The organism is Oscillospiraceae bacterium (genome assembly GCA_034925865.1).
Taxonomy (GTDB): domain Bacteria; phylum Bacillota; class Clostridia; order Oscillospirales; family SIG627; genus SIG704.
Map to the genome: position 1 here is coordinate 36,238 of JAYFRN010000001.1, position 13,167 is coordinate 49,404.

Consider the following 13,167-nt stretch of genomic DNA (forward strand, 5'->3'; position numbering starts at 1 on the left):
GGTTTATCCCTCCAAAGCTAATGAAATGATGTCGTCCGCACTGTGCTTGTCTGGAAACACGCTAAATCCATCGTTCCCGTGTGCAAAGGTCGTGGAAATGTAGTCAGGATATTTGGTATAAAGCCCATTGCACTGTCGCTTAAAAGTTTCAATCGGAATACCAAAGGCCACAAGAGGTGAAACGTAGGAAGAATTTACATCCGCATCAAACATCTCTCGGATTGAAAATCCGCTGCGTCCGGTCATCTCTGCGATTAAGTAGAGACTGTAAAGAATGGTTAACGAATCCACATTCTTTGATTTGCGAGTGATGGCATTTACATTTTTTCCCTTATAATCAATATATGTTACTGCATTATCTCCGCCGAGCGGAGATTTCGTGAGCATATCTTTTAATGCTGCAAGTCCACCGTCAATCGATTTACCAAGATTGGGATACGTCTCTGCCAGCTTGTTTGCAAGGTCATCGGTCGTATATGAAATATCAATGTTTGTAGCAGAGACAAACCATTTCAACAAAATTGCATTATTTACAAGGGCTATCCAGATGAACTCCCATCCGATGGCACAGCTACCACCATGTTTTTCAAAAAGATCAACCAGTACTGTTGACTTTTTACTTTTAGGTTCAACCAGTCTCGCTTGCTGGAACCAAGCACTCGCTGATTCTACCATCTTTTTTCCGAGTGGATGCTCACTATTCCAAGGGAAAAATTCATCACGCTTTTCAACCAAGGCGGAAATCCATAAATAACGGTCTCTTTCCCGCAGACCAAAGTTGTTATATCGATTGATCCCGCTCATTTTTCCGGATTCGCTATCTGATTTATACATTGATTTGTACCTCCAACACGAAACATCAATATGATAGCATTTATGGCACTTAACACATTTTACTCCATCAATCTTTATATGACCGTCTTCCGAAGAAATCGCACCTGTATTGCATTCTGCTTCACAAGCATGGCAGTTAATGCAAGCGCTAACTTTACGGAGCATAGCTCTAATCAGCGATAGCATTGCCAATTGCTCATCTCTACTTCTAAAGTGAAACGTTACGCGTGCCCCACCATTGACAGTTTCCGAATAAACAAATGGTATTCCGTCACCCGGCTTCTTAGGCAACTCCAGCGCAGTTTGTCCGGAATCACGTTCAACAACTACATTGCCCAATGTTTTTATCCATTCAAAAAACAGTGTTTTCGTAAAATATGTGCTTTGAAAACTTGAAATTAACCCATCACTTCGTTCCGTAGGGCTACTAATAGTTTTCCGTAGTACAACACCACTTTTCCGCGCCTGCCAGCCGGAGCTACCAATAAAGTCAGTTTTGTCGCCCTTGTTTCTAAACTCTTTTGCACTTGACTTAATGATAATGTCGATGTAAGGACCTATTAGATTCGGGTATACTTTCTCTATGTACCATTCATATTTGTCTGATGATTCAGGGCACATAATGCAGCCCACTCTGGGCAGGCCATAACGATAGGCTTTGTTTATTGGTAGGTTGTTCGCGAAAGTATATAGCCACAGCTCATGAGAACCCCATTCCAATATTGGCATACGATTGAGCTGTGAGGCGTTTTTTACCCCATCGCTACTGTCCTCATAAAATGACCGGCTGATGCTTTCATCTCCGCGAACGCCCACAAAAGCCATCACTTTGATCGCTGGTTTCTTGAGCTTCTGCTTAAGTACCATAAGAGCTGGAGTGCTTTTATTCACGGAGCAACACCACCGTATAGTTCGAGACGGCGGTCCAAACCTCCTCCAGTTTTCCAGTGCAGTGGTGTCGGCATCTGCCTTAATAAACTCTCGCTCAGAATACCGTTTTTGCACTTCTTCCCACATTTGATATGTGTCAGGTAACTCCATATCTGTATCGCTGAAAATTACCGGCACAGAAAGCGGAAGTACGCTACTGCACAAATCAAGAAGAACGACAGAGTCTTTTCCTCCGGAGAAGGCAATATAAGCAATGTCACAGCGGCCTATATCTTTATCGAAAAGCTCCTTCATCCTGCGCTTTGCGTCTGCAACAACGAGACTCATGATTTCAGAGTTCTTTTCTACCATTAATTCTATATCAACAGGGTGTAACTTGAGTTTATTCGAAAAGGAAACTTCAATGTCAGGTTCCTTGCCGTATTGCGTATTGTTCAGCTGTGCGACTTTTTTGCCGTCAACAAGGTATGTGTTTTTTCTTGCCCAAAGGAGAGGGCGCTTTTCGCTCGGCTCATAATCAAAATAAGAGCTTAACCCTGTGATGTTGAGTTCCTCAACAAACACAGGCCGAATTTCATTTGCCACATATCTACCAGTATGCGTTGTTAGTAAATATCCACCTGTCACGGAATCCCATTCATAGGAATACACTTAATCAGTCACCTCCGTAAATAATCCAGCTTTCCATTCGCGTGGGGGACTCGCCTTGTAGTAAAGGCTGATTAAGCGCCTAAATACTTTATCATCGGGTATCCCATATTCTTTTTCAAAGTTCACGTTCATTTTTGTGCTCAATATAGCGTGTAAGATAGAATCAGATGCTGGTATTTCTAGGGTACCCATATTGTCGAGTGTTTCAGCCAATTGCTGCGAAAATTCCTCCGTTAGACCCAGTGCGTCAATTGTCTGATAACACATTACATCGTTTATTTCAGTCCTTATGAGCATCTCCGAGTATGTTTTTAGTATGTAATTAATTAACTGTGTAGAACACAGCGGGAACGCATCAAGTAAATCATCTATTGTTATTACTCCTCCGTATTTGTTGTGCGCAATTTCGTATGCTTTGTCTGCAGCGGCTCCGAATAACTCATCGATGCTCTTGTCCCGCAGCCGAGCAATACGAAAACCATGTTTACCAACACAACGAACATTCTCACCGTCAAGAAAAGAGTAGAAGTTTTCAAAGTCTGCCAAGTCTATGATAATACCATTGTTGAAACTATCCCTGTTTGCCTCATATAGTTCGTTTATCTCAAAGTATCCGATTTTTTCAAGCGCAAACTGCGCCCGACTCACAAGAGCATCGCGTTCGCTTTTTGTAGCAATTACATCGATAATATAGTAAACCTCGTCATTACGTTTAAACAGAAGTCGCTTCATTTGCTCCTGAATCTTTTCGGTCACTTCACACCTAGCTTTTTCTGATAATAGGCGAAGTGATGTAGTGCTGAAAACAAATCCGTTTGCGTAATCATTTTTTATTACTTTCATGATTTCATTGTATGTTTGAATATTATCGCTTGCTTTAATTACCATAGGAGATCTTTCTCCGGCTTTATACTGATATGTAATGTGGACATCGGAAAATGCAACTCCACATCTTTTACAGAGTCGTCCAATAAGCTCAACAAGCACGGGTATGGAGAAATTCACATATACCCAGTACCCGTTCGAGAGCTGACGGCAGCTTCCTTCCGGCTTTTCTTTCAATAACGTTGGGCGCTTGCTCCCTGGCTGGAGATTGTACTTATAGAGCTCACGAATATTGCTACGCTCGTCTGTTAAAAATTTTTCTAACAAATTGATGAGAATATCGCGCCATGTGCGTCCCTCAATTATTTCACCTTCAACAACACACTGTACAAGGTCACACCCCATGTAACGTTCAGGATGCGCAAAGTCAAGTATTTGGCCGATATCCTCGGCCACAATATCTTTCCTATGTTCTGGGAAATTAGCACCTTTGCTCTGGCAAAATGGCTCTTCTGAGATTACAAATTCTAAGCTTTTATTTCTCAGTTTTACCGCATGTTTTGCGCTTTCTTTTACGCTTTTACAAATATAGCTGTGGTATTGGTCAAATGCCATGAACAACTCATTTTTATGTTCTTTATTTAGCGCTCGGGCACTATCATCTTTTACCATGTGTTTTTTTAGTATAGCCAATAAATCTCCGCTATCTATCTCGAAAATACTTACACTTTGGTATCTGTCAATGCAGTAATCCGATATGAACGAAAGAGCGACTAAATAGCTATTAATTTGTGCATCAGAAAACTTCTTCTTTTTTAGCCATGCTGAAAATGCGTCTGCGTTTCTATCATCGGTATAAAAATTAGTTGTATTTATATTCATACTCTATACCTCCATATTACAGTAGTTAAAAGCGAATAGTAGTTCGTAAATGGTGCTACCAAGCTTAGCAAGCAAAGCTGCTCTTTTACTGCTTTTATCAGTTCTATATAGTTTTTTGTCAATTAGAAACTTCCACAGTTTATCATAAATTTTCGTTATTAAACATCTTGTAAAACTTCTTTGCTTCAAAAATCTCTATTATGTTTATTTTATATCATAATGTCCCTAAAATCAACTATATTAAATTATAATTTGTCGATTTTATTTATTTTTAGCCTTACCCCCCGCTTTGATAGAATGATCACAGCGGGGGTATTTTTATATAAAAGCTTCAATGCGGAGCCAAATATATTAAAATATTTGAAATATTTCTTAAAATCACTTGACAAAGCCCCGTAACGGAGCTATAATTCACTCAAGATCAAGTTATACAGACCCAGAAAGAAACAATATGTAAAATACAACCGAGCGGGAGCGGATAACTCCCGCAGAAATGGAGAATATGATGTCGCATAATATCGAATCGTTATTTTACACTCGTGAGAAGCCGTGGCACGGCCTCGGCATTATGGTGCAGGAAGCTCCTACAAGCGCAGAAGCACTTCATCTTGCCGGGCTTGACTGGCGAGTAGAAGGGAAGCCTGTATTTACTGCAGAGGGCGTTGAGATACCGAACTACAAGGCAAACACGCGTGACTCCGATAACTCTGTTCTTGGCATTGTAACTGATAGATATAAGGTTGTTCAAAACACCGAAGCATTTGAATTTACAGATGCAATCGTCGGCGGTGATGTTCACTATGAGACCGCAGGAAGCCTATCAGCAGGGAAGCGGATATGGCTGCTTGCAAAGATGCCGAATATAACGGTCGCAGGTGATGATATGGAACCATATCTTTGTTTTACAAATACTCACGACGGCAGCGGTGCTGTCCGTGTCTGTATGACCCCGGTCCGTGTAGTTTGTAATAACACACTTAACATAGCGCTTAACACGGCAAAAAGAGCTTGGTCAACAAAGCATATAGGCGATATGCAAATAAAACTCCAGGAAGCGAAAATGGCGCTTGAACTTGCCGGTGAATATATGTACGCGCTCGATAAATACGCTGATCAAATGGCCAATACAACAATCTCTGATGATAAAGTCCGTGACATTCTCAATGAGCTTTTTCCCACGAAGGAAGATGATAGCGACCGCGTGAAAGCAACCACGAGAAAAATTAAGGATGAATATATGGTCTGCTTATTTATGCCGGATTTAAATAAATTTCGCGGAACTTCATGGGGCGCACTTAACGCTATGTGCGATATGGTAGATCATAACGCGCCGCAACGAATGACAGAAAAGTATCAGGAAAACAACTGGGCACGAATAATTGACGGCCATTATCTTGTAGATGCTATGGCTTCAAAACTTGCAATTATTTAATCGGTAATGCGTTCAAAAAGAAAAGAGGCGCATTCGCGCCTCAATATGAAAATATTGATAACTTATGTACCTCTTTTACTTTTATGCTTGTTTTATAGCTATCGGAGTAATATTGCGTTTGCCGATTTCTTCTTCCTGTTTGGTATTATCTCCATATAAATAGTTATAGAGATTATCCATGTTAATAAGGATTTTGTGGCCGCAGCGAATACATGGCACCTCACCGGTATTTACCAACTGTCTAAGTGCATGTAATGTCAAACCAGAACTAGGATCAATATTATGAAGCTCATGAATGGCTTCAGCAGGCCCGCGCATTTTAGGTAACGGCATTAAGAAATTCCTCCTTTGTACTCAATTATTATTTTTCTTATCTTGCCTTTTTCTTCTTCGGATAATTCTTTTCGCAGCATTCGTGAAAAACTACTGTCTGTTTTGCCTAAGGCATAAGCGATTTCCCATAAATGCAGCCCGGCAGTGCTTATTTCGCACCTTATGTCAGCGTTTTTCGTGTTTAACTCCCCCTTTATTCAGCCTTGAAATTGCTATAAACTTGTTGTTGTTGTTATTATTATAGCGCAAGACCCAAAACGGGGCAATACATATGGCAAAAATTAATAATATGTTAACAATTAAGTGAAATTAAGGAGGTATCAGTCTCATATGGCGACAATATCGAGTAGAGAAGGGAAAAACGGTATTTCATACCGTATAAAAGTATCTTGCGGATATGATATAAAAGGAAAACAGATCGTTAAGTCAAAGACATGGAAGCCTGATATTGGAATGACGCAAAAGCAAACTGAAAAAGAATTAAATAGAATTGCTACGGAATTTGAAACAAAGGTAACCAAAGGTGAATATTCCGTTGCAGATAACACAAAATTCAGTGATTTTTGTGATCAGTATTTGCAAATTACTGAGCTTGCACCAACAACAAAACAATTTTATGAAAGTATCATCAAAACGATTATAAAACCGGCGCTCGGACATATGAAAATAAGGGATATCAGACCGATACATTCACAGCAGCTTATCCAACAGCTTTCCGGCATCGGGGTGCGAAGCGACGGAAAAGGCGACCGGCTTTCACCGGCAACTGTTCGCAGATATTTTACTGTATATCAATCTATAATGACAAAAGCGTATAAACTCGATCTTATAGAGCAAAACCCGGCAAGCACTAAAAAACTTGAACTGCCACAGATTGAGGAACCTGAAATTCAAATCTTTACACGAGAGGAAGCTGAGCATATGCTCTCATGTCTTTCCACAGAACCGCTCATGTTTCAAATACTCATACATATGGCGATAGTTACGGGCTGCCGGCGCGGTGAGCTTGTTGCGCTTAAATGGAACAGCATTGATTTCACAACAGATAATATATATGTAAAGATCAGTAATTACAAATTGACCGGAAAGCCGATCAGCTCAAAAAAGCCTAAAACGAAGAAAAGCATACGCGAGATCGCAATACCGCCGTACTTGATTGGCCTTCTCAAACAATATCGAACAGAACAGACTGTATGGCAAATGAGTCTTGGCGACCGGTGGGCTGGCGAAGGATGGATATTCATTCAGGATGACGGAAAGCCAATGAACCCGCAGACTCCGACCAAATGGTTTTCAGAGTTTCTTAAACGTCATGACATTCCTCATCGAAAGTTTCACGCGCTCAGACATACATCGGCGACGCTCCTTTTATCTTCCGGAACCAATATAAAAAACGTTGCGTCAAGGCTTGGCCATACGCAACTATCAACAACGAACCGTTATGTACATGCTCTCAAAGACGCAGACGAAAACGCTGCTATGATATTTGAAAAACTCATAGTTGAGCCGGAACAAGGGAATGAGAAGGAAAAAGCTTGATCTGATTTTTGACCATTTTTTTGATTCAAAATCGAAAATAAAGACTAAATAAAGACCAAATCCAAAATACAGATAAAACAAAAAAAGCATTAATCACAAGAAAACCCTTGCTAATCAATGCTTTTTAATGGTCTGAGTGAGAAGATTTGAACTTCCGGCCTCTACCACCCCAAGGTAGCGCGCTACCAAACTGCGCCACACCCAGATTTACTGCGCAAGGCGTATTATAGCATACAACACAAACGGTGTCAACCATAAAATTTAAAATTATGATTTTTATTTTCGTTTATACGGATTTTTTCTTGTCATTAAAAAACCTTAGAAAATATATTATTAGCTCGTTAATATAGATAATTATTGCTAAAAGAGAGAAAGGATTTTGATATATGAGCTTTTCTCTTATGAAATAATATTGTCTCTTTACCGAGTTAATATCTGCCTGAGTTTCTCGGATTTAATTATGTCATTTTTCTTTTATGCTTTACTTGCACAAAAATTCCGTTGTGGTACTTGATTTGTGAATACTCACAAACAAAAGAGTGAGAACCGCGAAAGAAATGTTGACTTATAAGAGGATATATGATAAAATATTTTGAATATTTATTTGTATTATTGAATTTGCGGGGCTCCCGCGGAAACGGGAGGTCATCGAATGATAATTTTAGGAATCGATCCCGGCATTGCGACTGTCGGCTTCGGAGTAATAGATTACTGCAATACGAAATTCCGCTTTTATGATTGCGGCATAGTCGAAACGGCTGCCGGAGAGCGTGTCGAAAGCAGGCTGAACCAGGTATATGACGGCATATGCGAGCTCATTGAGCAATATCATCCCAATGCTGTTGCCGTCGAAGAGCTTTTCTTTAATTCGAACCAAAAAACGGCTGTAAATGTGGCTCAGGCGCGCGGCGTCATACTGCTTGCTTCAGAAAAGCATGGTGTGCCGCTTTTCGAATATACCCCGCTTCAGGTAAAAACAGCGGTGGTTGGATATGGCAGAGCGGAAAAGCATCAGGTCATGGAGATGACAAAGCTTATCCTTTCATTACCGGAAATACCCAAGCCGGATGACGCGGCTGACGCTCTTGCGATAGCGATATGTCACGCGCATTGCGGAATGAGTAAGCTGAGCGAATATGAATCGATAAATACGGCCAGGAGAACGGGCGGAAAATAACGGGAGATAGTATGTATTATTATATTTCGGGGAAAAAAGCTTTGGTGGGTGGAGGTTTCGCCGTCATTGACTGCGGAGGCGTCGGATACAGACTTTTTATCAGCGACCGGACAGCCGGCCGGCTCAATGCCGACACAAGCGGCGATGCAAAGCTTTTCACTTATCTCAATGTTAAAGAAGATGCGCTCGAGCTGTACGGCTTTTACTCCGAGGAAGAACAGCGGAGCTTTCGCCTTTTAATATCTGTTTCCGGCGTGGGACCGAAGGCGGCGCTTGCGATTTTATCCGTTATGACTCCCGAGAGGCTGGCGCTTTGCGTGCTTTCCGAAGACGCGAAAGGTATATCCGAAGCGCAGGGAGTCGGGCTTAAAACAGCGCAAAAAATAATACTTGAAATTAAAGATAAAATATCAAAGGACAAGACATATAAACAGATCACCGCGTGTGATTTTGCTCCGACAATGTCGATTCCGGACAGCGGAGCGGCGGCTGAAGCTGCCGACGCCCTTGTGGTTCTCGGTTATTCGCGGACACAGGCGCTTAATGCCATATCAAAAACAGACTGCGCCGGAAGATCCGTCGAAGAAATAATAAAATATGCGCTGAAGCTTATTGCACAGTGAAGTATATTTAGTCAAAAACTTAAAAGGTTTATGTTGATAGTGAAAGGATGCGTGCGGTATGCCGATAAAAAAGTCGTTCGAAACGAAATCGTTCGAAACGGATTCTTCAGGGGAAACCGATTATGAAAACAGAATAGTCGACGCCGAACTCAACAATGCCGACGCAGAGGATTCAGAAAGCGAAATAACCTTAAGACCGAAAACACTCGACGAATATGTGGGACAGACAAAGTCAAAGGAAAATCTGCGTGTATTCATCGAAGCCGCAAAAATGCGCGGCGAACCGTTGGATCACATCCTGCTTTACGGTCCTCCCGGTCTCGGAAAAACGACACTGTCTAATATTATTGCCTCAGAAATGGGAGTAAACATAAGGATCACTTCCGGGCCCGCTATAGAGAAGCAGGGCGATCTTGCCGCATTGCTGTCCAATCTCTCGTCACGTGATGTGCTGTTTATCGATGAGATTCACAGACTTAACCGCGCCGTAGAGGAGATTTTATATCCCGCTATGGAGGATTATGCGCTTGACATAATAATAGGCACAGGACCTTCCGCGCGAAGCATACGCATACCGCTTGAACATTTTACGCTCATCGGCGCCACTACCCGCGCCGGACAGCTTTCCGCTCCTTTGCGTGACAGATTCGGTGTTTTGATGCGGCTTGAGCTATATACCCCTGAAGAGCTGATACAGATAGTTACCCGCAGCGCCGGAATATTAGAAATACCGATAACTCCAGAGGGCGCCGCTGAAATTGCGAAGCGTTCGAGAGGCACGCCGAGAATTGCCAACCGTCTGTTAAAACGTGTACGCGACTTCGCGCAGGTAATAGGAGACGGAAGGATCACGCAGGGAATTGCGGATATGGCTCTCGGGAAGCTCGAAATCGACGAGCTTGGTCTTGACAACCTCGACAGAAGAATGCTTACAATGATAATCAAGAGCTTCGACGGCGGTCCTGTCGGACTCGACACATTGTCCGCGACAGTCGGAGAAGAAACCGTAACGATTGAAGACGTATACGAGCCGTATCTTATGCAGATCGGATTTTTAAACCGCACGCCGCGCGGAAGATGCGTGACCAGGCTTGCGTATGAACATCTCGGGTTGAAAGTACCGCGCATTAAAAGCTCAGGGCAGATGTCACTGTCAGATGGTGATATTAAAGACACGGAAAACAGTTAAATTATATAACGGAGCATGAAATCAGCTAAAAAGGATTATAAAGAATTGAATGTATCAGATAAATGGCGCGATTATGAATTAATAGATGTGTCCGACGGCGAGCGGCTTGAAAGATGGGGCGATGCTATTCTTGTCCGTCCGGATCCTCAGGTAATTTGGAGCGGGATAAGGAACAGCCCAAAGTGGGAAAGCTATAACGGAAGGTATATACGTTCCGATACCGGCGGCGGTCATTGGGATGATCACGGGATGAAAGAGAAATGGACAATAGCTTACGGAGCTTTAAAATTAATGGTAAAGCCCATGGGCTTCAAGCATACCGGGATCTTTCCTGAGCAGGCATACAACTGGGACAGATGCTCCGGGCTTATATCCGCGTCAGGACGTCATGTGAGCGTATTGAATCTTTTCGCTTATACAGGCTGCGCGACAATGGCGTGCGCCGCCGCGGGCGCAGATGTATGCCATGTCGACGCATCGAAGGGAATGGTTGCGCAGGCAAAGGAAAACGCCGCTTTATGCAATCTTTCCGGCGCTCCGATCAGGTATATTGTTGACGACTGCATTAAATTTTGCGAACGAGAGATAAGACGCGGACACAAATATGACGCGATAATAATGGATCCTCCGTCGTACGGACGCGGACCGGGAGGAGAGCTTTGGAAGCTCGAGGAAAGCATATTTCCGTTTATACAGCTCGCCGCGTCGCTTTTATCTGACAATCCGCTTTTCTTTTTATTAAATTCGTATACTACGGGGCTTTCGGCGGGAACAATGGCGTATATGATATCTACTGCGCTGAAAGCTTTCCCGGGACAGACAGAGGCATACGAGCTTGGTCTTCACGTGTCTCGGAGCGGTCTCAGTTTGCCGTGCGGATCAAGTGCGTTACGCGTGCTAAACCCTTAAAATAAATATTGAAATGAATAAAATGGATTATATTATAAAAGCAGAGAACGTATTTTTCGAATATCCCACTGAGAGCGGCGAACCGCGAAACGCCGCGGTGAATGATGTGACACTGTCGATTGAAAAAGGCAGCTTTGTCGTCATCCTCGGTCATAACGGCAGCGGAAAATCTACGCTTGCGAAGCTGTTCAACGGAATATTGATTCCCACCTCGGGAAAGGTGACGGTAAACGGTCATGACACCGCAGATGAGGAAAAGCTGTTCGATATCAGAAAAGATGTCGGAATGGTTTTTCAGAATCCCGATAATCAGCTTGTCGCAACGGTTGTCGAGGAGGATGTCGCATTCGCTCCGGAAAACCTCGGGCTGCCTCCCGAGGAAATAAGACGCCGCGTTGACGAAGCGTTGAAAACAGTAGGGATGAGCGAATATGCGCAGAACGCTCCTCACAAGCTGTCCGGAGGACAAAAACAGCGTGTTGCGATCGCGGGAATTCTAGCGATGATGCCGCAGTGTATTATTTTTGACGAATCTACGGCAATGCTCGACCCATATGGCAGAAAAGAAATTACAGACACGATAAAAAAGCTTAACGCAAGCGGACTTACCGTGATTTTAATCACACACTATATGGATGAGGCTACATCAGCAGACAGAGTGATAGTGATGAATGACGGGAAAATCGAAAAGGATGACACGCCCAAAAATGTCTTTTCAGATCCGAGGGGGCTGTCGCGTATAGGACTCGATGTTCCTCAGGTCACAGAGCTGATGGATCTGCTCGCGACCAACAGGGAGATATCAAAGCTTTACGATATCCCGAAGGGCGTTATTGATGTAAAAGAAGCCTCCGAAGTAATAGAGGGAATGTTTAATAAACGGAAATAGAAATGCATATAGATTGAAGTCCGAAAAAATGTTTTAAATATTACGCAAGGTATATCCTATCACTGCCTAAATATAAGTAATAAAACAATAAGGAACGACAAAGTGGCAACAATAAGGCTTGAAAATGTATCGTATGTTTACGGAGAAAATACGCCTTTCGAAAAGAAAGCGCTTGATAATATAAACCTGCAGTTCACACCCGGTATAATAACCGGGCTGATGGGTCATACCGGAAGCGGAAAATCTACGCTTGCCCAGCTTTTAAACGGACTGCTGAGGCCTTCAGCAGGACGTGTGCTGATAGACGGAGAGGATATATGGTCAGATCCGAAGAAGATCTCAAAAATTCGTTTCCGCGTAGGGCTTGTTTTCCAATACCCCGAATATCAGCTTTTTGAGGAGACTGTTGAAAAAGATATTGCTTTCGGACCTCATAATATGAAAAAAAGCGAAGCCGAAATTACCGGTTTGGTAAAAAAAGCAGCTTTATTTACTGGCATTACGTCAGAAATGCTTGGAAAAAGCCCGTTTGAACTTTCGGGAGGACAAAAACGCCGTGTTGCTATCGCAGGAGTTCTGGCGATGGATCCGGAAGTCATTGTTCTTGACGAGCCTGCCGCGGGGCTTGATCCTGTTGGAAGAGAAGATATTCTCGGGGGCATCAGGCATTATTGCGATGAAAATAAAAAGACGGTCATTCTGATTTCTCACAGCATGGAGGATATGGCGCGCTATGCCGATGAGCTGGTTGTAATGAACAAAGGCAGCATTATGCTTAACGGTTCTGTAGCCGAGGTTTTTAAAAATTCTGATAAAATAGAAGCTTCCGGGCTGTCGCTGCCTCAGATAGCAAAGCTCATGAACGTATTGAATCAGTCCGGGCTGCCGGTCAGCTCCGGAATATATACCGTTGCCGATGCGTATAAAGCAATACGGACTGCGCTCACCGCTCCTGAAGCGCGTTTTAAGGATAAAATTCAATGATAGGTCGAA

Annotated in this window: 11 protein-coding genes and 1 tRNA gene; 8 read left to right on the top strand and 4 right to left on the bottom strand. The window is 42.8% G+C overall.

What is annotated here, in order from left to right; all coding sequences use genetic code 11:
- Window positions 1-3 precede the first annotated feature (3 nt).
- Window positions 4-2,376, bottom strand: a complete 2,373-nt coding sequence (locus VB118_00210) for a phosphoadenosine phosphosulfate reductase family protein (GenBank protein ID MEA4831021.1) — start codon at window positions 2,374-2,376, stop codon at window positions 4-6.
- Window positions 2,377-4,083, bottom strand: a complete 1,707-nt coding sequence (locus VB118_00215) for a hypothetical protein (protein ID MEA4831022.1) — start codon at window positions 4,081-4,083, stop codon at window positions 2,377-2,379.
- Between the two features lie 493 nt (window positions 4,084-4,576).
- Here VB118_00215 and VB118_00220 point away from each other — a divergent pair, with 493 nt between their 5' ends.
- A complete protein-coding gene (locus VB118_00220) occupies window positions 4,577-5,515 on the top strand; it encodes a DUF932 domain-containing protein (protein MEA4831023.1) in 939 nt (312 codons plus the stop codon).
- An 81-nt stretch (window positions 5,516-5,596) separates the two neighbouring features.
- On the opposite strand, the gene VB118_00225 is transcribed toward VB118_00220, so the two are convergent.
- Window positions 5,597-5,848, bottom strand: coding sequence for a DNA-binding protein (locus VB118_00225; GenBank protein ID MEA4831024.1), 252 nt, complete (start codon window positions 5,846-5,848; stop codon window positions 5,597-5,599).
- A gap of 330 nt (window positions 5,849-6,178) precedes the next feature.
- On the opposite strand from VB118_00225, the gene VB118_00230 reads away from it, so the two are divergent.
- Window positions 6,179-7,387: a site-specific integrase gene (locus VB118_00230; protein MEA4831025.1), complete on the top strand. Its 1,209-nt coding sequence runs from the start codon at window positions 6,179-6,181 to the stop codon at window positions 7,385-7,387.
- A 128-nt stretch (window positions 7,388-7,515) separates the two neighbouring features.
- On the opposite strand, the gene VB118_00235 is transcribed toward VB118_00230, so the two are convergent.
- Window positions 7,516-7,592 (bottom strand) — tRNA-Pro (locus VB118_00235).
- A 447-nt stretch (window positions 7,593-8,039) separates the two neighbouring features.
- On the opposite strand from VB118_00235, the gene ruvC reads away from it, so the two are divergent.
- The 6 genes from ruvC (at window position 8,040) to VB118_00265 (ending at window position 13,158) form a co-directional block, all read left to right on the top strand.
- Window positions 8,040-8,564: a crossover junction endodeoxyribonuclease RuvC gene (gene ruvC / locus VB118_00240; protein ID MEA4831026.1), complete on the top strand. Its 525-nt coding sequence runs from the start codon at window positions 8,040-8,042 to the stop codon at window positions 8,562-8,564.
- 11 nt (window positions 8,565-8,575) lie between these two features.
- Entirely contained in the window at window positions 8,576-9,187 is a 612-nt protein-coding gene (gene ruvA, locus VB118_00245) for a Holliday junction branch migration protein RuvA (GenBank protein ID MEA4831027.1), read from the top strand.
- A 58-nt stretch (window positions 9,188-9,245) separates the two neighbouring features.
- Window positions 9,246-10,376 (top strand): Holliday junction branch migration DNA helicase RuvB, encoded by a 1,131-nt coding sequence (ruvB, locus tag VB118_00250; protein ID MEA4831028.1) that lies wholly within the window; start codon window positions 9,246-9,248, stop codon window positions 10,374-10,376.
- A 15-nt stretch (window positions 10,377-10,391) separates the two neighbouring features.
- Window positions 10,392-11,285 (top strand): class I SAM-dependent methyltransferase, encoded by an 894-nt coding sequence (locus VB118_00255; protein ID MEA4831029.1) that lies wholly within the window; start codon window positions 10,392-10,394, stop codon window positions 11,283-11,285.
- Window positions 11,286-11,298: 13 nt separating this feature from the next.
- Window positions 11,299-12,174: an energy-coupling factor transporter ATPase gene (locus tag VB118_00260; GenBank protein ID MEA4831030.1), complete on the top strand. Its 876-nt coding sequence runs from the start codon at window positions 11,299-11,301 to the stop codon at window positions 12,172-12,174.
- A gap of 102 nt (window positions 12,175-12,276) precedes the next feature.
- Complete coding sequence (locus tag VB118_00265) at window positions 12,277-13,158, top strand: energy-coupling factor transporter ATPase (GenBank protein ID MEA4831031.1); 882 nt, start codon at window positions 12,277-12,279, stop codon at window positions 13,156-13,158.
- Window positions 13,159-13,167 lie beyond the last annotated feature (9 nt).